This window comes from Lutimaribacter marinistellae, from assembly GCF_042648365.1.
Classification (GTDB): Bacteria; Pseudomonadota; Alphaproteobacteria; order Rhodobacterales; family Rhodobacteraceae; genus Lutimaribacter_A; species Lutimaribacter_A marinistellae.
This window is the reverse complement of the sequence record NZ_JBHRXI010000025.1, coordinates 21,529-42,414: the sequence shown is the minus strand read 5'-3', so window position 1 is coordinate 42,414 and position 20,886 is coordinate 21,529. Positions and strand designations below refer to the sequence as shown.

Annotated in this window: 23 protein-coding genes; 11 read left to right on the top strand and 12 right to left on the bottom strand. The window is 63.4% G+C overall.

The annotated features are described in order from the left end of the window. Positions 1-43: 43 nt before the first annotated feature. Entirely contained in the window at positions 44-961 is a 918-nt protein-coding gene (locus tag ACFORG_RS18875; protein WP_386737105.1) for a BKACE family enzyme, read from the bottom strand. A gap of 133 nt (positions 962-1,094) precedes the next feature. Here ACFORG_RS18875 and ACFORG_RS18870 point away from each other — a divergent pair, with 133 nt between their 5' ends. The 3 genes from ACFORG_RS18870 to ACFORG_RS18860 all read left to right on the top strand — a co-directional run bounded on the left by ACFORG_RS18870 (position 1,095) and on the right by ACFORG_RS18860 (position 3,532). After that, the gene (locus ACFORG_RS18870) at positions 1,095-2,075 is read left to right on the top strand and encodes a GlxA family transcriptional regulator (protein WP_386737104.1); all 981 of its coding nucleotides are present in this window, start codon (positions 1,095-1,097) and stop codon (positions 2,073-2,075) included. Positions 2,076-2,144: 69 nt separating this feature from the next. Beyond that, entirely contained in the window at positions 2,145-3,086 is a 942-nt protein-coding gene (locus ACFORG_RS18865) for a nucleoside hydrolase (protein ID WP_386737103.1), read from the top strand. Further along, a complete protein-coding gene (locus ACFORG_RS18860; protein WP_386737102.1) occupies positions 3,083-3,532 on the top strand; it encodes a GNAT family N-acetyltransferase in 450 nt (149 codons plus the stop codon). Before ACFORG_RS18865 ends, ACFORG_RS18860 begins: the two co-directional genes overlap by 4 nt. A 248-nt stretch (positions 3,533-3,780) precedes the next feature. Here ACFORG_RS18860 and ACFORG_RS18855 read toward each other — a convergent pair whose 3' ends face one another. The 4 genes from ACFORG_RS18855 to ACFORG_RS18840 all read right to left on the bottom strand — a co-directional run bounded on the left by ACFORG_RS18855 (position 3,781) and on the right by ACFORG_RS18840 (position 7,369). Further along, on the bottom strand, positions 3,781-4,461 hold the full coding sequence (locus ACFORG_RS18855; protein ID WP_386737101.1) for a haloacid dehalogenase type II: 681 nt from the start codon (positions 4,459-4,461) through the stop codon (positions 3,781-3,783). Between the two features lie 95 nt (positions 4,462-4,556). Continuing rightward, positions 4,557-5,066 carry a GNAT family N-acetyltransferase gene (locus ACFORG_RS18850; protein ID WP_386737100.1) on the bottom strand — a complete coding sequence of 170 codons (510 nt, stop codon included), beginning with the start codon at positions 5,064-5,066 and terminating at the stop codon, positions 4,557-4,559. A gap of 55 nt (positions 5,067-5,121) precedes the next feature. Continuing rightward, positions 5,122-6,399, bottom strand: coding sequence for a phosphopyruvate hydratase (eno, locus tag ACFORG_RS18845; protein ID WP_386737099.1), 1,278 nt, complete (start codon positions 6,397-6,399; stop codon positions 5,122-5,124). Between the two features lie 67 nt (positions 6,400-6,466). Then, on the bottom strand, positions 6,467-7,369 hold the full coding sequence (locus ACFORG_RS18840; RefSeq protein ID WP_386737098.1) for a DMT family transporter: 903 nt from the start codon (positions 7,367-7,369) through the stop codon (positions 6,467-6,469). Positions 7,370-7,521: 152 nt separating this feature from the next. Here ACFORG_RS18840 and ACFORG_RS18835 point away from each other — a divergent pair, with 152 nt between their 5' ends. Next, positions 7,522-7,854: a hypothetical protein gene (locus ACFORG_RS18835; protein ID WP_386737097.1), complete on the top strand. Its 333-nt coding sequence runs from the start codon at positions 7,522-7,524 to the stop codon at positions 7,852-7,854. A gap of 137 nt (positions 7,855-7,991) precedes the next feature. Further along, positions 7,992-8,375, top strand: a complete 384-nt coding sequence (locus ACFORG_RS18830; RefSeq protein ID WP_386737096.1) for a hypothetical protein — start codon at positions 7,992-7,994, stop codon at positions 8,373-8,375. Here ACFORG_RS18830 and ACFORG_RS18825 read toward each other — a convergent pair. Continuing rightward, complete coding sequence (locus ACFORG_RS18825; protein WP_386737095.1) at positions 8,372-8,785, bottom strand: Fur family transcriptional regulator; 414 nt, start codon at positions 8,783-8,785, stop codon at positions 8,372-8,374. The two genes, ACFORG_RS18830 and ACFORG_RS18825, sit on opposite strands and share 4 nt — an antisense overlap. A gap of 98 nt (positions 8,786-8,883) precedes the next feature. Next, entirely contained in the window at positions 8,884-9,597 is a 714-nt protein-coding gene (locus ACFORG_RS18820; RefSeq protein WP_386737094.1) for an endonuclease/exonuclease/phosphatase family protein, read from the bottom strand. Positions 9,598-9,689: 92 nt separating this feature from the next. Here ACFORG_RS18820 and ACFORG_RS18815 point away from each other — a divergent pair, with 92 nt between their 5' ends. After that, positions 9,690-10,565, top strand: a complete 876-nt coding sequence (locus ACFORG_RS18815) for a DMT family transporter (protein WP_386737093.1) — start codon at positions 9,690-9,692, stop codon at positions 10,563-10,565. Between the two features lie 11 nt (positions 10,566-10,576). On the opposite strand, the gene ACFORG_RS18810 is transcribed toward ACFORG_RS18815, so the two are convergent. Beyond that, positions 10,577-11,623 carry an aldo/keto reductase gene (locus tag ACFORG_RS18810; protein WP_386737092.1) on the bottom strand — a complete coding sequence of 349 codons (1,047 nt, stop codon included), beginning with the start codon at positions 11,621-11,623 and terminating at the stop codon, positions 10,577-10,579. Positions 11,624-11,738: 115 nt separating this feature from the next. Between ACFORG_RS18810 and ACFORG_RS18805 the strand changes: the two genes are divergently transcribed. The 5 genes from ACFORG_RS18805 (at position 11,739) to metG (ending at position 17,225) form a co-directional block, all read left to right on the top strand. Next, complete coding sequence (locus tag ACFORG_RS18805) at positions 11,739-12,137, top strand: rhodanese-like domain-containing protein (RefSeq protein WP_386737091.1); 399 nt, start codon at positions 11,739-11,741, stop codon at positions 12,135-12,137. Between the two features lie 84 nt (positions 12,138-12,221). Continuing rightward, entirely contained in the window at positions 12,222-12,923 is a 702-nt protein-coding gene (locus ACFORG_RS18800; protein ID WP_386737090.1) for an ImuA family protein, read from the top strand. Continuing rightward, positions 12,904-14,118, top strand: coding sequence for an MFS transporter (locus ACFORG_RS18795; RefSeq protein ID WP_386737089.1), 1,215 nt, complete (start codon positions 12,904-12,906; stop codon positions 14,116-14,118). The genes ACFORG_RS18800 and ACFORG_RS18795 overlap by 20 nt, the downstream gene beginning before the upstream one ends. A gap of 91 nt (positions 14,119-14,209) precedes the next feature. Further along, a complete protein-coding gene (locus ACFORG_RS18790) occupies positions 14,210-15,454 on the top strand; it encodes an MFS transporter (RefSeq protein WP_386737088.1) in 1,245 nt (414 codons plus the stop codon). 52 nt (positions 15,455-15,506) lie between these two features. Further along, the gene (gene metG / locus ACFORG_RS18785) at positions 15,507-17,225 is read left to right on the top strand and encodes a methionine--tRNA ligase (RefSeq protein WP_386737087.1); all 1,719 of its coding nucleotides are present in this window, start codon (positions 15,507-15,509) and stop codon (positions 17,223-17,225) included. Positions 17,226-17,238: 13 nt separating this feature from the next. Here metG and ACFORG_RS18780 read toward each other — a convergent pair whose 3' ends face one another. The 4 genes from ACFORG_RS18780 to ACFORG_RS18765 all read right to left on the bottom strand — a co-directional run bounded on the left by ACFORG_RS18780 (position 17,239) and on the right by ACFORG_RS18765 (position 20,710). Next, a complete protein-coding gene (locus ACFORG_RS18780; protein WP_386737086.1) occupies positions 17,239-17,457 on the bottom strand; it encodes a hypothetical protein in 219 nt (72 codons plus the stop codon). Between the two features lie 137 nt (positions 17,458-17,594). After that, complete coding sequence (locus tag ACFORG_RS18775) at positions 17,595-18,917, bottom strand: aspartate aminotransferase family protein (RefSeq protein ID WP_386737085.1); 1,323 nt, start codon at positions 18,915-18,917, stop codon at positions 17,595-17,597. Beyond that, a complete protein-coding gene (locus ACFORG_RS18770) occupies positions 18,914-19,669 on the bottom strand; it encodes a BKACE family enzyme (protein WP_386737084.1) in 756 nt (251 codons plus the stop codon). Before ACFORG_RS18770 ends, ACFORG_RS18775 begins: the two co-directional genes overlap by 4 nt. A 90-nt stretch (positions 19,670-19,759) precedes the next feature. Next, entirely contained in the window at positions 19,760-20,710 is a 951-nt protein-coding gene (locus tag ACFORG_RS18765; RefSeq protein WP_386737083.1) for a GlxA family transcriptional regulator, read from the bottom strand. Between the last annotated feature and the right edge of the window lie 176 nt (positions 20,711-20,886).

Sequence of the window (20,886 nt, the reverse complement as noted above, 5' to 3'; positions counted from 1 at the left end):
ACGGGGAAACGCCTGTTGCAACCGCTGCGTTCCGCCGCGTGTGTCAGGCCGAAGCAGGAGCGCGCTTGGTCAGGCCAAGCCGGGTGCGGACCTCTTCGGCGCCGATGACACGGGCGCCCATGTTCTCGATGATCGTGCCGGCCCTTTCGACCAGCTGCCAGTTCTCGGCAAGGACCCCCTTGTCGAGCCAGAGGTTATCCTCGAGCCCGACGCGCACGTTTCCACCGGCCAGCACCGCTGCCGCCACATAGGCCATCTGGTTGCGGCCGAGCGAAAAGGCCGAGAACGTCCAATCATCGGGCACGTTGTTGACCATCGCCATGAAGGTGTTGAGGTCATCCGGTGCGCCCCAGGGTACACCCATGCAAAGCTGTACCAGCGCCGGAGCGTCGAGGATGCCATCCTTGACCAGCTGCTTGGCGTACCAGAGATGTCCGGTGTCAAAGGCCTCGATCTCGGGCTTGACGCCCATATGGGTCATCATCCGGCCCATCGCCTGCAGCATGCCGGGCGTATTGGTCATCACGTAATCGGCCTCGGCAAAGTTCATCGTGCCGCAGTCGAGCGTGCAGATCTCGGGCAGGCATTGCTTTACATGCTCGACCCGCGCGGCGGCACCGATCATGTCGGTTCCCGCCTCGTTCAGCGGCAGCGGCGACTCGGACGAGCCAAAGACCATGTCGCCGCCCATTCCTGCCGTGAGGTTGAGCACAACATCCACTTCCGCCTCGCGGATTCGCTCGGTCACTTCGCGGTAAAGCGCCAGATCACGTGATGGCGCGCCTGTTTCCGGGTCTCGCACGTGGCAGTGAACGATGGCGGCGCCGGCCTTGGCCGCGGCGATCGCGCTTTCGGCGATCTGCTTGGGGCTGCGCGGCACGTGCGGGCTGCGATCCTGCGTCCCGCCCGAGCCTGTTACGGCACAGGTGATGAAGACCTCGCGGTTCATTTCGAGCGGCATTCGGACCCTCCCTGAGATGTACAGGGATATGCAGGGGGTTATCCCCAGGCTTCTCCCCGGATTCCGATTTGTCTTGGACCGAAGAGTGCCGCAGCCTTGTCCGCATGACTTGTCGGAAAGCGAATCGAACTTGATGAAATCCGCAAAAAACATCCTTCAACCCGAGCACAAACCGCTGAAGACCGCGTTGCTGGTGCTGGACGATTGCAACACGCTCAGCTTTGCCGCGGCCGTCGACCCGATGCGCGCGGCGAACCGGCTGGCCGACCGGCATGCGTTCGACTGGGATTACGTCACCGCACAGGACCGGCCCGCGATGCTGACCAGCGGGTTGAACGTCCCGGGGATCCCGTTGGCCCGTCTGGAGGGGTGCGAACTTTTGATCGTGGTGGCCGGGTTCAACCTGGCCCGGCACGCTACGCCCTCGCTGCTGGGCGGGTTACGCCGGATCGCGGCAAGCGGCGCGGCAATGGCAGGGATCGATGGCGGGCCGTGGCTGCTGGCCGAGGCCGGACTGCTCGACGGTCACCCCGCAACAACGCATTGGGAGGACCTCGAAAGCTTCAGCGCGCGTTTCCCGGCGGTCGATCTGCGTGCCGACCGCTACGTGGTGTCGGGCAACCGTTTCACCAGCGGTGGGGCCACACCGGCCATCGAGATGATGCTGCGCATCATCGCCGCCCGGCACGGCGCAGGGTTTGCCGCACGTGTCGCGGGGCTGTTCCTTTACGATGGTCCGGCGGCGGCGCCCCGGCCACAAAGCCGCCTGGGAACACATCGGCACAATGCGCTGACGGCCAAGGCCAACGCGTTGATGGAAACCGCGATGGACGACCCCCTGCCCCTGTCGGAGATCGCCACCCGACTCGGGGCAAGCACGCGCACCCTGCAACAGCAGTTCCGCCTGCGCCTTGGGACCACACCGCAGGATCACTACCTGCAACTGCGTCTGGCCGAGGCGCGGCGACTGGTGACCGACACCGACCTGCCGCTGATGGAGATCGCGATGGCCACGGGCTTTGCCTCGCAATCGAGTTTCGCCCGCGCCTTTCGGACGGCCCATGGCATGGCGGCACGCGACCTGCGCCAGCACCGCGCGACCGCCGCCGAATAGACCGCGCGCTCACTGGACAGGGCCGCCCGTACCTGTCACCACGGGCGGCACAGGAGTCCGGAGAGAAACATGCCACCCCGCAAGATCATCATCGACACCGACCCCGGCCAGGACGATGCCGTGGCCATCCTTCTGGCCCTGGCCAGCCCGGACGAGATCGAGGTGCTGGGCCTGACCGCGGTAGCGGGTAACGTTCCGCTGGAGCTGACCGCGCGGAATGCGCGCATGGTATGCGAACTGGCCGGGCGTACTGGCGTTCCGGTCTTTGCAGGCTGTGACAGGCCCTTGTCGCGCCCGCTGGTCACTGCCGAGCACGTGCATGGCAAGACGGGGCTGGACGGGCCGGACCTGCCCGACCCGACCATGCCGCTGCAACAGGCCCACGCGGTCGAATTCCTGATCGAAACACTGCGCCGTGAACCTGCCGGGACTGTCACGCTCTGCCCGCTGGGGCCACTGACCAACATCGCCACCGCCTTCCAACGCGCGCCTGACATCGTGCCACGCGTGGCCGAAATCGTACTTATGGGCGGCGCCTATTTCGAGGTTGGCAACATCACCCCCGCCGCCGAATTCAACATCTATGTCGACCCAGAGGCGGCGCAGGCTGTGTTTGCCTCGGGCGCGCCGATGACGGTCATGCCGCTCGACGTGACGCACAAGGCGCTGGTAACCGGAGCGCGGAACGAGGCGTTTCGTGCCCTTGGGACCAGGGTCGGCGTCGCCGTGGCCCAGATGACCGATTTCTTCGAACGCTTCGACAAGGAGAAGTACGGATCGCAAGGGGCACCGTTGCATGACCCTTGCGTAACCGCCTACCTGATCCGGCCCGATCTGTTCACCGGTCGCCATATCAATGTCGAAATCGAGACCCGGTCGGAGCTGACACTTGGCATGACGGTCGCCGACTGGTGGCGGGTTACGAACCGGAAACCGAACGCGATGTTCATGGGTGACCTCGACGCGCAAGGCTTCTTCGACCTGCTGACGACACGGCTTGCGCAGCTATGAGCGCCGCCCTGCATCTTGCGAAACCCGATGATCTGGAGCGCGTGCTTGCGCTGGTCACGGCCTTTCACGCCGAAGAGGGGCTGGACAGCACCGACGAGGCACGTCGTGCGGCCCTGCTGCCCTTGCTGGAGGGCATCCCGCATGGATGCGCCTACCTGATCGGGCCGGCTCGTGCGCCGCTGGGCTATGTGGTCATCACGTTCGGCTGGTCGCTGGAATTCGGCGGAATGGATGCTTTCGTCGACGAGATCTATATCCGCCCCGCCGTGCGCGGGCGCGGCATCGCGACCGAAGTGCTGATCAGCCTGCCGAAAGCCTTGTCAAAGGCCGGGGTCAAAGCGTTGCACCTGGAAGTGGATCGTGAAAATGAAATTGCCCAGCGGCTGTATGCCCGTGCGGGTTTCAAACTGCGCGATCGCTACGTACTGATGTCGCGCGCGCTGTGACGGCGCGTTTCCGCCGAGTGAACTGCGACGCAGGGAACCTCAGGCCATCCTGCCGGTTACACTCCCGGACCCAAGAAACCCTGCATCACAAAGGCGGGCCCGGGTTCAAAGCGCCGACCAACGCCTGACAGAGGCGTCCGGCACGACGGATGACCATGTCGGCCCTCCCGACCGCATCCCATTCTGCGCAAAGCAGCATCCTGAAAACCGGTTGCGAAGGGCTCAACAGCCCTTCGCCCCCTTACCTGTCAGCACCCAAGCCGCTCGGCGAGCATGTCAAAGCCTTGGGCGACCACGGTCCAGTCGCCCGTGGGTTCGACATCTTTTCGCTGCGCCGGACCATACTCCGTGGGGCGCGGGATGAAAGCCGTTTGCAAGCCAGCGTCCTGTGCGGCCCTGAGATCGTCATTATGCGCGGCCACCATCATCACCTTGTCCGGCTCCAGACGCAGCGCATGGCAGCTTGCCAGGTAGACGCCGCGCTTTGGCTTGTAATCCCCGGCGATCTCGGCCCCAAGAATGCAATCCCATGGCAGCCCGGCATAGCGGGCAAGGCGGGTCATCAGGGCAATCGACCCGTTGGAACAAGGGGCGATGATCGCGTGCGCCCTGAGCCGTTCGAGTCCGCCAACCACGTCGGGCCAAGGATCAAGCTTTTCCCAGGCTGCATTCAGCCCCACGGGGTCAGACACCGTCACGCCGAAATCGTCCGCCACGCGATGGAGGTTCTCAAGATGCAGATCACCGAGCGGGACATAACCCCGCGCGCCTTCGCGGATCCGTGCCATCGCGGGATCGTATTCGGCCCGCCATGCCTCGGCAAATGCGATTGCATCCACTTCGGGCAGCGTACGCGCCACCTCGCGCGCGACCGAACTGCGCCAGTCCACGCAGGTTCCGAAAACGTCAAATATCAGGGCTTCTACCATGGCCCGATCATGGCGCGCGATAATCCAGAAGAAAAGTCCGAGGCACCGCGCGAATCGCCGAAACGACCCCTGCGCCGGTCGGTGCGGTGCGCCCGCTAGAGATCCATCTCGAAAAACACGAGGATGCCATCGGCGACGGGCGGCAATTCCTGGTAAGGACCGCGGCGGCGAAAGCCCATCCTGTCGTAAAGCCGTTGCGCCGGAACCATCAAGCGCCCGGTATCCATGAGGATACGCGTGCAGCCCAGCGCCCGGCAATCGGCAACCAACTGGTCCATCAGCGCACGTGCAAGCCCGGTGCCGCGTGCCTCGGGCGTGACGTAGACACGCTTGATCTCGGCGTCTTCGGGGGTGAGCGTCTGCACAGTGCCGCAGCCGACCGGCACATCGCCGTCGAAGGCCAGACGCATCTGACCGGCGGGCGGGCGGAAGTGAGTCGCACCCTTCGCCAGAAGGTCCCGATAGACCTCTTCGGAGTAAAGCGTTCGGACCACGTCACTATCCGGGCGCGGCAGGGAAAGCAGGTAGCTCCGATAATCCCAGCACAACCGGTCGAACGCGGCCATTTCGGCCTCTGTTTCCGGCGTCACGATCCTGTGCATCATCCTGTTATCGGGCCTCCCCCCACGACGCGCAGGGGGAGCCTAGCACAGGAGACCGTCAACCGCGAAGGATCGACCGCCCCGCGTATTCCGCGGTTTCGCCCAGTGCTTCCTCGATGCGGATCAACTGGTTGTACTTGGCCAACCGGTCGGACCGCGCAAGGCTGCCGGTCTTGATCTGTCCGCAGTTGGTGGCGACCGCGAGATCTGCAATCGTTGCGTCCTCGGTCTCGCCCGAACGGTGGGACATCACATTGGTGTAGCGCGCGCGATGGGCCATATCGACTGCTTGCAACGTCTCGGTGAGCGAGCCGATCTGGTTCACCTTGACCAGCATCGAGTTGGCACAGCCACGCTTGATGCCGTCGGCCAGACGCGCAGGGTTGGTCACGAACAGGTCGTCACCCACCAACTGGACCCGATTGCCGATCGCATCGGTCAGGGCCTTCCAGCCCTCCCAATCATCCTCGGACATGCCATCCTCGATCGAGATGATGGGGTAGTCGTTCACGAGGGCCTCGAGATAGTCGACATTCTCGGCGCTGGAGAGCGTTTTCCCTTCGCCCGAAAGGACATACTTGCCATCCTTGAAGTACTCCGTCGCGGCGCAATCAAGCGCGAGGTAGATTTCCTCGCCCGGCTTGTACCCCGACTTTTCAATGGATTTCAGCACGAAATCCAGCGCCTCGCGAGTGCTGGCGATATTGGGGGCAAAACCGCCCTCGTCACCGACGCCGGTGGCCAGACCCGCGGCCGACAGTTCCTTTTTCAGGGTGTGAAACACCTCGGCCCCCATGCGCACCGCATCGCGGATATTGCTTGCGGATACCGGCATGATCATGAATTCCTGAATGTCGATCGGGTTGTCGGCGTGCTCGCCACCATTGATGATATTCATCATCGGCACTGGCAGCACGCGCGCCGCCGCTCCACCAACATAGCGATACAATGGCTGGGTCGTGAAATCGGCCGCCGCCTTGGCCACGGCGAGACTTACGCCCAGAATGGCATTGGCGCCCAACCGGCCCTTGTTCTCGGTGCCGTCGAGCTCGATCATCGCGCGGTCGATCGAAACCTGCTCGGTCGCGTCAAAGCCGACAAGCTCTTCGGCGATCTCGCCGTTCACAGCTGCCACAGCTTCGAGCACGCCCTTGCCGAGGTAACGATCCTTGTCGCCGTCGCGCTTTTCGACCGCCTCGTAGGCACCGGTCGACGCTCCGGACGGCACCGCTGCGCGCCCCATGGTGCCATCTTCGAGGATCACGTCTACCTCGACTGTCGGGTTGCCGCGGCTGTCGAGGATCTCGCGCGCATGGATGTCGATAATCGTGCTCATGTCTCTGTCCCGTTGAAAAGAATTTGCCTGCCTCTTAGCGGGCAAAACCCCAATGGAAAAGGGGCGCTTAGGCCGCAGAGCCATGTTTGCGCTCACGTCTCGGGCGCTGTTGCCACAGGACGCGCTCACGCCAGACGGTGTAGATGCCCGAGGCCACGATCACCGCCGAACCGGCCAACATCAACCCGTCGGGCCGTTCGCTGAACACGACGAACCCGATGATCAGCGCAAACACGATCCGCGTATAGCGGAATGGCGTCACGAAGGAGACCTCACCCACCCGCATGGCGGCGACGATGGCGAAATAGGCGGCCGCGCCCAGCAGGACGATACCTGCGAAAAAGCCCCAGTAGAGCGGCGACGGCGGCACCCAGGTCTGGTCACTGAAGAGCGACAGGATACCGGCCGCCGGAATGAGCGTGAGAAAGGCAAGGAAGCTGAGCTGGAACGACGATGTCGAGGCGGGCACCCGGCGTGTTGCGAGGTCGCGGATCGCGAGGCCCACGACGCCCTGTACCGCGAACAGCGAGCGCGCGTCGAACCCTTCGGTTCCGGGCCGAATGATCAGCATGACCCCGAAGAACCCTGCCAGGATCGCCGCCCAGCGCCGCCAGCCGACCGGCTCACCCAGAAACAGGGCCGCCCCCAGCGTCACTGCAAGAGGTGTCGCCTGCAGGATGGCGGATGCCTGCGAAATCGGGGTGAGCGCAATGGCCGTGACGAAACCCACGGTTCCGATCAACTCGCCAAGGTTGCGAAGCAGGACCGGACCCGAAAGAACCGCTCGGGTGAACAATCGCTGACCTTTCGCAAGGGTCAAAGCGGCAAACACCATCGCCCCGCCGGCGCCAAGGACCGTGATGATCTGCCAGGTCGGCAAAAGATCGGCAGCCAGCTTGATGAACATGTCCTCGAATGCGAAGCCAAGCATCGCCAGCACCATCAAAAGCGCGCCGCGCAGGTTCTCCATCGGGGCATGTCCGTACAAGGGAAAGAATCGATGCAGTCGTGACTGGTTTGCACGACGTTGGCAAGTCACCGCCAAGGGCTGGCAAACCGCTATGCGCTTGATGCAAGGCGGTCTAGGCTGGTGGCCAGTTTACCCAGTGACAAAGGATTCCCATGATGAAGAACACCCTCCTCTTCGCGACTATCGGTGTGGCGCTGGCGGCTGGCCCTGCACTGGCACAATCGGCTTGCCCGTGGGCCGGCGGGCAGTACGAATTCAAAGAGCATGGCATCTATGGCGACTTCACCGTCAATGCCGATTGCTCGCAAATGACCTGGAGCCGGCTGAGCGACGAACCGGAAACTTCCGCAATGGTGCGCAGCAAGAACGGCTGGGAAGGTTCGCTGGACAAGGCCGATTTCGAGTTGCTCGACGATGGAACCCATCTGCGCATTACCGGCAATGGTGGGGCGATGCGGCAGACGCGGGCTAAACGCGTGAATTGATGTCGCCCGCACTGGTGTACATCGGGGCTGCAAATGCTGCGGCCCCGAACACATTCGGGTGATGACCGGCCCGGAAGCTGATCTGCAAAACCCCTGCTTGCGTAGATCCCGTATCATGCAAAAAGGAGGTTATGTCGATGCGAATGCCAGCAATCATCGCATTCATGCTTACACCACTGCCCGGTCTTGCAGGGTATGCCAGCAGTTACGAAGTCTATCCGGTTTCGCCCGAGAGCTTTGAGGTCGTGACAACGAAAGGCCCCGCAGCTGGCGATTACTGGTGCGGAGCGGGTCAGTTCACCATCGCGCAACTGGGCAGATCCTCGACGCAGGACATCTATGTTGTGCGTGGCCGCGGCGCGAGCAGTTCGGCACCTGGCGAAACCTCGGTCCTATTCTCCTTTCAACCACCTGCGGGGGGCGAGGTAGAAAGCCTGTCGAACTCGGTCGACCTGATCGGAAACGCCCTGTCTGCCGCGCAGGCGCAGGCCTATTGCTTTGACAGGACGATCAAGGACTAACCTTTGCGCCGCGGAACCCCGTACAGCTCCAGCTTGTGGCCGCGCAGCTCGTAGCCGAGCTTGGCAGCGATCTTTTCTTGCAGTGCCTCGATTTCGGGATCCACAAACTCGATCACTTCGCCCGAGGTCAGGTCGATCAGGTGGTCGTGATGATCACGTTCGGCATCCTCGTACCGCGCACGGCCGTCCCCGAAATCGACGCGTTCCAGGATGCCGGCTTCTTCGAAGAGCTTGACCGTGCGATAGACCGTGGCCAGCGAGATCTTGGGGTCGCGGGCCGAGGCGCGTGCATATAGCTCCTCGACATCCGGGTGATCCTCGCTCTCTTCGAGCACCTGCGCAATGACACGGCGCTGGCCGGTCATGCGCAAGCCTTTCGCTTCGCAGCGGTCCTGGATCGTCTCGGGCATGACACTCCTCTTGCGGCACTGTCCGGGGCGGTCCCGGGGTTACAGGTTTAGCCTGTGTACCGCTCTGCCGCCACCCGCGTTTTGGCCCTGCCGATGCGTCAGGCCGGCGCGCGTTCGAGATCGGCCCAGACGGGCAGATGGTCCGACGCGATATGGGCGGGGCGCGCCTCGTGCACGCCATGCGCCGCAGCCGCGAGACCCGGGCTCAACGCTATGCGGTCGAGGGCGCCGACGGGCTGCGCCGACGGAAAGCTGGGCCGTGGTGGCAGGAACCGCATACCCGGGGCAAGAGCCTGAAGATGCGGCCCGCGGGACCATTCGTTGAAATCACCGGCCCAGACCGTCGGCATGGGCGGCAGGGCGCGGCAATCCTCGCGCAGATGAATGACCTGCTGCTGCCGCGACCGGGCCAGCAGCCCGAGGTGAACGCCCATCACCCGCAGCGGGCCGAGCGGCGTTTCGAATTCGACCCGGACGGCGCCACGCGGCTCGAACCCGGGCAGGTCATGATGACCGGTCTCACGCAGATTGATCCCCTGCCCCCGCCAGATCACGGCATTCCCATGCCAGCCGAGGCTTCCCGCTCCGCCAAGATCGGCAACCTGCCACCCGGCCTCTTCCAGCACAAAATGGGGCAGCGCTGCGGGCCGTGGCGGCAACCGCTTGTCCGCCTCTTGGAGAACCACGATCTGGGCCCGCAGGTGGTCCAATACCTGCAGCACACGGCGCGGCTGACGGCGCAGGTCAAGGCCGACGCATTTCTGGATATTGTAAGAAGCCAGCCGCAAAGGGCCGATGTCGGGAACGCTCATGACCGATAAATTGCGCCGCGCCCGCGGCTTGCGCAAGGGTCGAGGTGGTCGCCGCGCTTGACACTTGCGCGATCTGCCTCTCCCTTGGGCGCATGAGTGAGAAACGCCCTGTTGATGCCGCCGGAGCCGTTGCCCTGATCGGCGTCGCGGCATTGCTTGCTTTCAATCAGGTGGTCATCAAGGTCACCGGCGGTGGGTTCGGTCCCATCTTTCAGGCCGGGCTGCGCTCGACTCTTGGCGCCGCCTTCCTTCTGGTCTGGATGCGCGCCTTTCGCATCCCGATGAGCCTGCCCGCGCCGGCGCGCACAGGTGCATTGTTGGTAGGGTTGTTCTTTTCGGTCGAGTTCATGATGCTGTTCATCGCGCTCGATTTGACATCGGTGTCGCGCGTCTCCATCCTGTTCTACTCGATGCCGGTCTGGCTGGCGCTGGCGGGTCACATGCTCTTGCCCGGAGAGCGCCTGACAGGACGGCGGATGGTAGGACTGGTTCTTGCAATGGCCGGTGTCGCGCTTGCCTTTTCCGACCGGCAAAGCGGTGCGCCAAGCCTGGTGGGCGATCTGCTGTCCATTGCGGGCGCGATGTGCTGGGCCGGGATCGCACTGACGGTAAGGGTCACTCCGCTTTCCGAAACGAGGCCGGAAACGCAGCTTTTGTCCCAACTGGCGATTTCGGCGCCTGTTCTGCTCGTCGCTTCGGTCTTTTTCGGAGAGTATTTCCGTGAGCCGACCGCTTTGCATTGGGGAGGGTTGTTCTTTCAGTCGATCGCCATCGTTTGCTTGGCGTTCCTGCTGTGGTTTCGCCTCTTGGCGACCTACCAGGCGAACGGTGTGGCGTCGTTCAGCTTCCTGTCGCCAGTGCTGGCGGTGTTGTTCGGCTGGATTCTGCTGGGGGAACAGATTGGCCCCGCGATCTGGGGCGCGCTGGGGTTGGTCGCGGCGGGGATCTACCTGATCAACCGCCGCTGACCCATTTGCGATCAATACGGCATGGGGTGGGCGCGATGCGCCGCTTCGATCTCCTCGACAACCTCTTCGGATAGCGAAACCTCGGTGGCGCCCAGCGCGCGCTCAAGCTGCTCGAAGGTCGTGGCGCCAAAGATGGCCGACATCATGAAGGGTCGGGTGCGGCACCATGCAAGCGCCATGTGAACCGGGTCCAGCCCGTGCCGCTTGGCGATGTCTAGATAGGCCGCTGCCGCGTCGTAGACCCGAGGGCTCTCGCGTCCGCCCAGTTCAGGGTTGAGCGACTTGCGTGAGCCTTCGGGAATGGCGCCGTTCTGGTATTTGCCGGTCAGGATGCCCGTTGCGAGCGGGGAAAAGGCCATCAGGCCAACCTCTTCCTGAACGCTCAACTCGGCCATGTCGGTGTCGTAGAGTCGACAGAGAAGAGAGTATTCATTCTGGACCGAGGCGACGCGGGGCGCGCCTGTTTCCTCGGCGAGCCGCAGCCATTGCGCGGTTCCCCAGGCGCTTTCATTCGAGAGGCCAAAGGTGCGGATGCGTCCCTTGTCGACCTCGGCTTGAAGCGCCTCGAGACAGTCGCGCATGTTGTCGACGATCTCGTCGCGGCGTTGTGGCGACGGATCGTAACGCCAATTCTGCCGGAACATGTAGCTGCCCCGGTTCGGCCAGTGAAACTGGTAAAGGTCGATGTAATCGGTCTTGAGCCGTGCGAGCGAGCTGTCGATTGCCTCGGGGATGGTCTTGGACGAGATCGGGGCGCCATCGCGGAAATGTTTCATCCCCTCGCCGGAATGCTTTGTCGCGAGAATGTAGTCGCCGCGCCGTGCGGGATTTTCCTGAATCCAGTTGCCGATGATTTCTTCGGTCCGGCCAACCGTTTCGGCGGACACGGGATTGACCGGGTACATCTCGGCCGTGTCGATGAAGTTGATACCCGCATCCAGCGCCCTGTCGATTTGGCGGTGGGCTTCGGGCTGGGAGGTCTGGGTGCCGAAGGTCATCGTGCCCAGGCACAGTTCCGAGACCATCAGGCCGGTCCGGCCCAGCGGGTTCATCTGCATCGCGTTGCTCCTGTCTTTGTTCGCGGGCAACCTAGCGGCGGCGAGCCAAGGCGCAACCCCCTTGAGCCTGTGCTCTTTTTCGGCCAGCCTCGCCACGCAACAGGAGGGACCCCGAATGCCGCAACAGATCACCAAGGGTATCAAGACATTGCTTGCCGAGGCCGAAGCCGTCGTCGAAACGATGCCGGTGAGCGATGCCAAGACGCTGTACGACGATGCCGACCACGTCTTTGTCGATCTGCGTGACATCCGCGAGATCCAGCGCAGCGGCATGATCCCCGGCGCGTTCTCCTGCCCTCGCGGGATGCTGGAATTCTGGATCGACCCCGAGAGCCCCTATCACAAGGATGTCTTTGCGCAGGACAAGACCTTTGTTTTCTACTGTGCATCGGCCTGGCGATCGGCGCTGAGTGCGAAGGCGGCGCAGGAAATGGGCCTGTCTCCGGTGAAACACCTTGAGGGCGGGTTCACCGAATGGCTCAAGCAGGACGGGCCTGTCGCACAGAAAGAATAGGCTCGGTTCGATGAAGTGCGAGATTTCTTGGCATCCGCCCCTGGTAGCCTTGAGAACAAAATAGGAACATACTACAATGAGGTCATGAGCCTCGATCTTTTGCGCCGCCGCCCCGCCCGCGACCTGCCCCATGTCGCCCCTCATCCCGAGGTAATCCTGCCGCTTGCCCGCCTGCACGAGGCCTGCGGCTCTGCCCGGCGTAGTTTCGCCTTGTGGCTGGCTGGCCGGATGGCAGGGCCGGTTCTGTGGATCGCGCCGGCCTGGAGCCCGGACCGCCTGCATCCGGACGGGATGAGCGATTTCGCCGATCCGGGCCGATTTCTGTTCGTTTCCCCGGACCGGGCCGAGGATCTGCTGTGGTGCATGGAGGAAAGCCTGCGCGCCGGGGCGGTCCCGCTGGTGGTGGCCGATCTGCCCGGGCCGCCCGCGCTGACCCCGGTTCGGCGGCTGCATCTTGCGGCCGGACAGGGCGGGCAACTGGGCTCTCCTCCGCTGGGCCTGATACTGACACCGGGGAATGGTGGTGCGCCGGGGGTCGAGACGCGGTGGCACATGGCACCAAGCCATGACGGGGGTGCGCGGTGCTGGACCCTCAGCCGTACCCGTGCCCGCACCCTGCCGCCCGCAACCTGGCAGGCGGAACAGGGGCCCGATCAATCCGGGTTGACATTGCGCCGATCCGGGAAGGAGGGGCACCCCAAGGCGTCCCCACCGCCACCCGCAATTGTTTCTGGTCAAACGATGCAGGCCGACCTAGCGTGCGGCCATGACTCACGCGATCCATGACAGCGCCTATTCCTGGCTCCGCCTAGCGATAACCCTGCTTATCGCCACGGTCGCGAATGTCGGCATATGGGCGGTGATCGTCGTGCTGCCGGATATCGAGGCGCAGTTCGGCGCAAGTCGCGGCGAGGCGTCCATGCCCTATACGATGACGATGATCGGGTTCGGGCTGGGCAACATGTGGCTTGGCCGGCTGGTCGACCGTCTTGGCGTGACTCGAGCCCTGATGGGCGCTGCCGTGCTGAGCGGGCTGAGCTACGGTGCCGCGACACTGGCACCGTCGATGGCGACGCTCTCGACCGTCCATTTCGTACTTGGGCTTGGCACGGCGATTGGCTTTGGCCCGTTGATCGCCGACATCTCGCACTGGTTCCTGCGCCGGCGTGGCATCGCCGTAGCCCTCGTGGCGAGCGGCAACTACCTGTCAGGCGCAATTTGGCCCACTCTTCTGGCCGGCATGTTGGCGGACGGTGGCTGGCAACAGGTCTATCTTGCGCTTGCCGTGATCAGCGTGGTGGCAGTCGTCCCGCTGTCGCTGCTCTTGCGCCGGCAGGTGCCGGTCGAGGCGCATGGCGTCGCTCAGGCCGCCGCGCAGATCAACGCACGCAGCGCAGGGCTTTCACCCCGGGCGTTGCAATACCTGCTGGGGCTCGCCGGGATCGGTTGCTGCGTCGCGATGTCGATGCCGCAGGTCCATATCGTGGCCTATTGCGTGGGTCTTGGCTATGGTCCGGCAGTCGGGGCCGAGATGCTGTCGCTTATGCTGCTGGGAGGCGTCGTCAGCCGTATCGTCTCCGGCCTGTTCGCGGATCGTGTGGGCGGAGTGATGACCCTGCTCGTGGGGTCAGTCCTGCAATGCGTCGCACTGTTCCTGTTCCTGCCCTACGACGGGATGGCATCGCTATACCTCGTCAGTGCGCTGTTCGGCCTTGCCCAGGGCGGCATTGTCCCCAGCTATGCGCTGGTCGTGCGCGAGTACATGCCACCCAAAGAGGCCGGTGCGCGCGTCGGGTTCGTCATGATGATGACAATTGCCGGCATGGCCCTTGGCGGCTGGATGTCGGGGTGGATCTACGACATGACCGGCAGTTACCAGTTGGCCTTCATCAACGGGATCGGATGGAACGCTCTGAACATCGCGATCATCCTGATGCTGCTTATGCGGTCGCGACCAAGGCGCGAAGCGGCGGCGGCCTGAGCCGCTTTTCGGCTCCGGCAATCAAAAATCGACATGAGACTGGCGCGAATCGCATTGCGCCTTGTTCCCAGCCGCGCATGGTAGGGGCGTCATGCGCCTGCTCATCTCATTTACCGCCCTCTTCCTTTCCGTCGTTTTGCTACAGCTTTCATCGGGCGGCCTCGGGCCACTCGACGCGCTGTCAGGGCTGGAGCTGAACTTTACCCGCGCCCAGATCGGTATCCTGGGTTCGGCGCATTTCCTCGGCTTTTTCATCGGCTGTTGGTTTGCGCCGCGCCTGATGGGCAGCGTCGGTCATTCCCGCGCCTTCGCGGCCTTCACCGCGATGGGGGCCATTGGAATGATCGCACACATGATCATCATCGACCCCTGGGCCTGGGCCGCGATGCGTGTCGCCTCGGGCCTTTGCGTGGCGGGCTGCTACACCGTGGTCGAGGCCTGGTTGCAGGCAAAGCTCACCAACGAGATGCGGGGACGCACGATGGGTGCCTACAGGGTGGTCGACATGACCGGTTCCCTGCTGGCGCAGATGGTGATCAGCGTGCTGGAACCGGCAAGCTACGTTTCCTACAACATTCTCGCCATCCTGTGCTGCGCGGCGCTGCTGCCATTGACCCTGACCCGGACGAAACAGCCCGAAACGCCCGAGGCACCCCGTTTGCGTCCGATGATGGCAGTGACCAAGTCGCCGCTGGCGGCGGCTGGTGTCATCGTTGCCGCGCTCTCTTCGGCGTCGTTCAGGATGGTCGGGCCGGTTTATGGCCAGGAAGTCGGGTTGAGCACGAACCAGATCGCATGGTTTCTTGCCGCCTTCGTTCTTGGCGGGGCGGTGGCGCAGTTCCCGGTTGGCTGGCTTGCCGACAAGTTCGACAGGCGTTGGGTCCTGATATGGCTTTCGGTCGCCGCAATCGCCAGTTCCATCATCACGGTAGGCGCACAATCGGCCGGTCATATCGCGGTGATGGGCAGTGCTTTCTTGTTCGGCGTAACGACCTTTCCGATCTATTCGGTCGCCGCAGCGCATGCGCATGACTTCGCCGCCGCCTCGGAGCGGGTAGAACTGTCGGCCGCGCTGATGTTCCATTTCGCCCTTGGTGCCATCGCGGCCCCCTTTGTCGCCTCAACGCTTATCGAGTGGTACGGGCCCCCCGCGATGTTCACTCTGATCGCTGCCGGTCACCTTGTGCTGGTTCTGTTCGGCCTGACCCGCATGCGCGCCCGCCCGGCCCCCGAGGCGCGGACGCGATATGTCTGGAGCCCGCGCACCTCGTTCACGATCGGGCGGCTTACCGGTCGCGCCCGCTCGGACGATGACGGAAACGGAAACGGGGGGTGACGGCCCTGCCCTGCTGGGATAAAGCTGCGCGCGCATCAAGACGAGAGCGGATATGGCACGGATACTCATCACCTCGGCGATTCCCTACATCAACGGGATCAAGCACCTCGGCAACCTGATCGGCTCGCAGCTTCCGGCCGACCTTTATGCCCGCTACCAGCGGGGCCGCGGCAACGAGGTCATGTTCCTGTGCGCCACGGATGAGCATGGCACGCCAGCCGAACTGGCCGCCGCCAAGGCAGGCAAACCCGTGGCCGAATATTGCGCGGAGATGCATGCCGTGCAGTCCGATATCGCGCGCCGCTTCGGCCTGAGCTTCGACCATTTCGGCCGGTCGTCGAGCCCGCAGAACCACAAGCTGACCCAGCATTTCGCCGGCAAGCTGGCCGAAAACGGGCTGATCCGCGAAGTGAGCGAGAAACAGGTCTATTCCAAGGCCGACGGCCGGTTCCTGCCCGACCGTTACATCGAAGGGACCTGCCCGAACTGCGGCTACGAAAAGGCGCGCGGCGACCAGTGCGAAAACTGCACCAAGCAGCTTGACCCGACCGACCTGATCAACCCGCGCAGCGCCATATCGGGCTCTACCGACCTGGAAGTGCGCGAGACAAAGCACCTGTATCTGCGGCAATCCGAGATGAAGGACCAACTGGACCAGTGGATCGACAGCAAGACCGACTGGCCTGTCCTGACAACCTCGATCGCCAAGAAGTGGTTGCATGATGGCGACGGACTTCAGGACCGCGGGATCACTCGTGACCTTGACTGGGGCATACCGGTCCGGAAAGGCGAAGACGACTGGCCCGGCATGGAAGGCAAGGTCTTCTACGTGTGGTTCGACGCGCCTATCGAGTACATCGCCTGTGCCGGCGAATGGGCCGAAGCGAACGGCAAGAGCGACGCGGACTGGGAACGCTGGTGGCGCACCGACAAGGGCGCGGATGACGTGCGGTATGTCCAATTCATGGGCAAGGACAACGTACCGTTCCACACCCTCAGCTTTCCGGCCACGATTCTCGGCTCGGGCGAGCCGTGGAAGATGGTCGATCACCTCAAGTCGTTCAATTACCTGAACTACGACGGCGGCCAGTTCTCGACCAGCCAGGGCCGTGGCGTGTTCATGGACCAGGCTCTGGACATCCTGCCCGCCGACTATTGGCGCTGGTGGCTTCTGTCTCATGCCCCCGAAAGCAGCGATGCCGAATTCACTTGGGAGAATTTCCAGGCCAGCGTGAACAAGGATCTCGCCGACGTTCTGGGCAATTTCGTGAGCCGTATCACCAAGTTCTGCCGCTCGAAATTCGGCGAGGCCGTACCCGAAGGCGGCAACTGGGGCGAACGGGAAGAAGCGCTGATCGCCGAGCTTACCACCCGCATCCGTGAATACGAACGGCAGATGGAGGCGATGGAGGTCCGCAAATCTGCGGCGACGCTGCGCGCGATCTGGGTGGCAGGAAACGAATATCTGCAAAATGCGGCCCCCTGGACGGTGTTCAAGACCGATCCCGAGCAGGCCGCGGCGCAGGTGCGTCTGGGTCTGAATCTCATTCGCCTTTACGCCGTCCTGAGTGCGCCGTTCATTCCCGAAAGCGCTGCCAGGATGATGGTGGCAATGGGCAGCGATGACTGGTCATGGCCGGGCGACGCGACCCAGGCACTTGGCGCGCTTCCAGCGGGTCACGCATTCACCGTGCCCGAGGTTCTCTTCGCCAAGATCACCGACGAGCAGCGCGAGGAATGGCAAGGGCGGTTCGCTGGACAGCGAACCTGACGCCCGCCTGTTCTCAATCGACGATCGGTTGGGAGATGATGTAGGTTTTTGGCTGCTGCGTGACACCACCACTGGCATCGCGCACGGCATGCCCGATTTCGGCACATGTGTCGAAATCGCCACCGGCGCAGGCTGGTTTCTTGCTCTGCAGATCTTCGGGCAGAGAGCGGACCGGGTTGCCGCAGCCCGCAAGCATCAAGAGGATCATGGCAGGTGCGATCGCGTAATTCATCGATTGGGTCCCTCGCGTTCGTTTCTGCCATTCTGCGGCAAATCACCGGGAAATCCAAAGGTTTCCTCGAAATGGCGCCGATACCGTTTCAGGATCGGCGCCAATGATATGTCGACAGGCCGACCGTCATCCGGGGGTCAAGCGAGTGCAGCCTCTATCGCGTCACCCAGACGGTCGGCTATCAGTGCCGCTTCGTCGTCCTCCATGATGAAGGGCGGTGCCAGCAGCACATGGTCGCCGTTCCGACCATCACGGGTTCCCGGCATGGGATAGCAGATCAAGCCGCGGGCCATCGCCTCTGTCTTTATGCGACCGGCCAGCTTGCGTGACGGGTCGAACGGTGCCTTGGTGCCGCGATCCGCGACCAGTTCGACGCCCCAGAACAGCCCCCTGCCACGAATGTCTCCCAGATGCTCGTGTTGTCCCAGCCGGTCACGCAAGGCGCGTTCCATCAACGGAGCGAGGGCACGAACCCGCGCCGGCAGGTCGCGCTCCAGCATCTGGCGTACAACGGCCAGCCCCGCCGCAGTTGCCACCGGGTGGCCGATATAGGTATGTCCGTGCTGGAAGAACCCGGTGCCTTTTGCGATGGCATCGTAGATAGCGCCGGAGCACAGCATTGCGCCGACAGGCTGGTAGCCTGCACCAAGTCCTTTGGCGATGGTGACGATATCCGGTCGCACGCCTTCACCCTCGCAGGCAAAGAGATGCCCTGTCCGCCCCATGCCGCACATCACCTCGTCGAGGATCAGAAGAACGCCGTACCGGTCACAGATCTCGCGGATCCGGGCGAAATAGCCTTCGACGGCAGGAACAGCACCGAGTGTCGCGCCCACGACAGGCTCGGCTATGAACCCCATGACCGTCTCGGGACCGAGGCGCAGAATCTCGGCTTCGAGCTCATCGGCGGCGCGCTGTCCATAATCCGCCAGGCTCTCGCCCTCTTCCCGTTCGGCGTATTCGTAACAGGGCGCAATATGGCTGACGCCAATCAGAAGGGGATCGAACTGCGCGCGCCGCCATGCATTGCCGCCCGCCGCAAGCGCGCCCAACGTATTGCCGTGGTAACTCTGCCGCCGTGCGATCAGGTGTCGCCTCTCGGTCTGCCCGACCTCCAGGAAATACTGCCGGGCCAGCTTGATCGCGGCCTCCACCGCCTCGGAGCCGCCGGAGACGAAATAGACCCGGTCAATCCCTTCGGGCGCATTGGCGATCAAAAGGTCGGCCAGCGCCTCGGCCGGTTCCGATGTGAAAAAGCCGGTGTGCGCGAATGCGAGCTGATCGACCTGATCCTTGATCGCGTTCTTGATCGTTTCGTCGGAATGCCCAAGGCAGGACACCGCCGCACCGCCCGAGGCATCGAAATAGCGTTTGCCCTGCGTATCGATAAGATAGCAGCCGTCGCCCGCGACCGCAGTCGGCAAGGTCGCGTGACAGTGGCGGGGAAATACGTGGCTCATGCGGCCCTCCATTCGAGCTCGTTGCGCAGCGAGGTTACCGCGGCGGCGTTATCTGTCCAAGATGTACCATCGGGGGCGGTCAGGTTGTTCTCGAACCCCACACGCAGGATCTCGGCGCCCGAGCGGGCGGCCGCTGCAAGGCAGCTCTGCTCCATCGGGCCAAAGGCGCACAGACCAAATCGAAGTGACCCGATCAGCGGCAGCAAACCGGCCAGATCCTGCGGATGCCCCGGACGCGGCGGTGCGTAGGCACCGAGCACGACGATCACCTCGTCCTGCGTCTTGCGTACGATCCCTTCGGAGCGCCATCGCGAGAGCAGTTCGAGATCGAACCCGTCATAGGCGATATGCTGCACCCGTATCCCCTCGTCGGCACAAAGCGAATAAACACGTGGCGCGATATCGGGGTCACGGTTGATTTCGCGGACCGAAACGCTCGCCCATCCGGGACGCAGCCGTGCAAGACACTCATACTGCTCCTCCGGGGAATAAAGGCCCGCGGACTCGGTCGTGATCTGTACCGCGAGCCCTTCGATGGCCGCCAAAGCGTCGAGCGCCTCGGCATAGCGCGCGGGATCGAGCGAGTGACGGCCCTCATCGTCGCGGACGTGCAGATGCAAAGACGAGGCCCCGGCGACTTGACAGTCACGGGCAGTTGCGATGATTTCGTTCAGACTGATCGGCAGCGCGGGGTGGTCGGATTTCTGGCGCCGTGCCCCGTTCGGGGCCACCATGATATGCGGGAAGGTCATGCGAACTCCTTGATGTTGCCCGCCTTATCGGTGTGTTCGTCCAGAAGCACCCGCGCGAATCCGACATGACCCCCACGCGGTTCGACATGCTCACCGGCGCGAACGTGGCCGGTCGAGCGACGGGGCGTGCCCGAACACGCGCTTGTAGACGCGCGCAAAAGTATCCGGTGTGAAGCCGTAGTCCAATGCGATCTCGGTCAAGGGACGATGCCCCGCAATCACCTCTTCACGCGCGTTTTCCAACCGCAGCCGGGCATAGACACGGCTGGGCGGTTGGCCGAACTCCTGGTCGAAGAGACGCTCCAACTGGCGTTGCGAAACGCGTTGAGACTCGGCGATCCAGGCTATCGGGACCGGCTCGAACAAGTTCGCGCGCATCATTCGCAGGCTGGCGAATACGGTCGGATTGACCGTCTGGTACCTCATGTCGAGCATGCGGCGCTGGCTGGCACGTCCATCACGTACCACGTCGATCACGAGGCGCGCTGCGATCTCTTCGGCTATTTCTGTGCCATGGCTTTTGCCAACGACCCACAACATCAGGTCGGACGCTGCCTGCCCGCCGGCACAAGTGGCAATGGCACCATCAATCTCGAAGAGCGAAGGACTTACCTGTATGTCCGGGAAATGCTCATGCAGATAGGGCACGTCCTCCCAGTGGGCGGCGACGCGTCGACCGGACAGCAGGCCTGCCTCGGCCAGGCGGACGACACCTGACGAGACACCCCAGACCGGATGCCCACCTCTTGCAAGGCGCCGCACCAAACCGGTCAAACCCGGCGCATTTGTGCGGCTTGCTCCCGCCCCGGCGACCACGACGATCGTTGCGTCGCGCGGAATGGAGTCCAGCCTGGTATCCGGGACCAGCTGGAATCCGTTCGATGCCCGCACTGGCCCACCCGAGAAGCTGACAGCTCCATAGCCGGGCGCGGGTTCCTGTATCACCCTTGCCAGCAGGCGAAGAACTTCGACCGCAGACGAAAAGGCCTGCATGGTGAATCCTTCGTCGAGTAGAAAGAGAAAATTGTGGGCCCTGTCCAAGTCATGCTCCTGCGGCATAGAGCGCAGACTAGCCTGCCTCCCGCCAGATGAAATAACGAAAAAGTTTGTCGCACTTGCAAGCAACCGACCAGAAAGCCTTGAGATACTGTCGGCTTCCGGTCATCCTCACGATGAGTTTGCAACCAACCGCACCACGCGGCGTTCCGCGATATTTG

Bases quoted from the DNA above. Each gene is read 5' to 3' on its own strand.
- ACFORG_RS18870 (WP_386737104.1), top strand. From the start codon at position 1,095: ATGAAATCCGCAAAAAACATCCTTCAACCCGAGCACAAACCGCTGAAG.
- metG (WP_386737087.1), top strand. From the start codon at position 15,507: ATGGCACGGATACTCATCACCTCGGCGATTCCCTACATCAACGGGATC.
- ACFORG_RS18800 (WP_386737090.1), top strand. From the start codon at position 12,222: ATGAGCCTCGATCTTTTGCGCCGCCGCCCCGCCCGCGACCTGCCCCAT.
- ACFORG_RS18875 (WP_386737105.1), bottom strand. From the start codon at position 961: ATGCCGCTCGAAATGAACCGCGAGGTCTTCATCACCTGTGCCGTAACA.
- ACFORG_RS18805 (WP_386737091.1), top strand. From the start codon at position 11,739: ATGCCGCAACAGATCACCAAGGGTATCAAGACATTGCTTGCCGAGGCC.
- ACFORG_RS18820 (WP_386737094.1), bottom strand. From the start codon at position 9,597: ATGAGCGTTCCCGACATCGGCCCTTTGCGGCTGGCTTCTTACAATATC.
- ACFORG_RS18830 (WP_386737096.1), top strand. From the start codon at position 7,992: ATGCGAATGCCAGCAATCATCGCATTCATGCTTACACCACTGCCCGGT.
- ACFORG_RS18780 (WP_386737086.1), bottom strand. From the start codon at position 17,457: ATGAATTACGCGATCGCACCTGCCATGATCCTCTTGATGCTTGCGGGC.
- ACFORG_RS18770 (WP_386737084.1), bottom strand. From the start codon at position 19,669: ATGACCTTCCCGCATATCATGGTGGCCCCGAACGGGGCACGGCGCCAG.
- ACFORG_RS18795 (WP_386737089.1), top strand. From the start codon at position 12,904: ATGACTCACGCGATCCATGACAGCGCCTATTCCTGGCTCCGCCTAGCG.
- ACFORG_RS18855 (WP_386737101.1), bottom strand. From the start codon at position 4,461: ATGGTAGAAGCCCTGATATTTGACGTTTTCGGAACCTGCGTGGACTGG.
- ACFORG_RS18790 (WP_386737088.1), top strand. From the start codon at position 14,210: ATGCGCCTGCTCATCTCATTTACCGCCCTCTTCCTTTCCGTCGTTTTG.
- ACFORG_RS18850 (WP_386737100.1), bottom strand. From the start codon at position 5,066: ATGATGCACAGGATCGTGACGCCGGAAACAGAGGCCGAAATGGCCGCG.
- ACFORG_RS18840 (WP_386737098.1), bottom strand. From the start codon at position 7,369: ATGGAGAACCTGCGCGGCGCGCTTTTGATGGTGCTGGCGATGCTTGGC.
- ACFORG_RS18835 (WP_386737097.1), top strand. From the start codon at position 7,522: ATGATGAAGAACACCCTCCTCTTCGCGACTATCGGTGTGGCGCTGGCG.
- ACFORG_RS18825 (WP_386737095.1), bottom strand. From the start codon at position 8,785: ATGCCCGAGACGATCCAGGACCGCTGCGAAGCGAAAGGCTTGCGCATG.
- eno (WP_386737099.1), bottom strand. From the start codon at position 6,399: ATGAGCACGATTATCGACATCCATGCGCGCGAGATCCTCGACAGCCGC.
- ACFORG_RS18860 (WP_386737102.1), top strand. From the start codon at position 3,083: ATGAGCGCCGCCCTGCATCTTGCGAAACCCGATGATCTGGAGCGCGTG.
- ACFORG_RS18775 (WP_386737085.1), bottom strand. From the start codon at position 18,917: ATGAGCCACGTATTTCCCCGCCACTGTCACGCGACCTTGCCGACTGCG.
- ACFORG_RS18810 (WP_386737092.1), bottom strand. From the start codon at position 11,623: ATGCAGATGAACCCGCTGGGCCGGACCGGCCTGATGGTCTCGGAACTG.
- ACFORG_RS18815 (WP_386737093.1), top strand. From the start codon at position 9,690: ATGAGTGAGAAACGCCCTGTTGATGCCGCCGGAGCCGTTGCCCTGATC.
- ACFORG_RS18865 (WP_386737103.1), top strand. From the start codon at position 2,145: ATGCCACCCCGCAAGATCATCATCGACACCGACCCCGGCCAGGACGAT.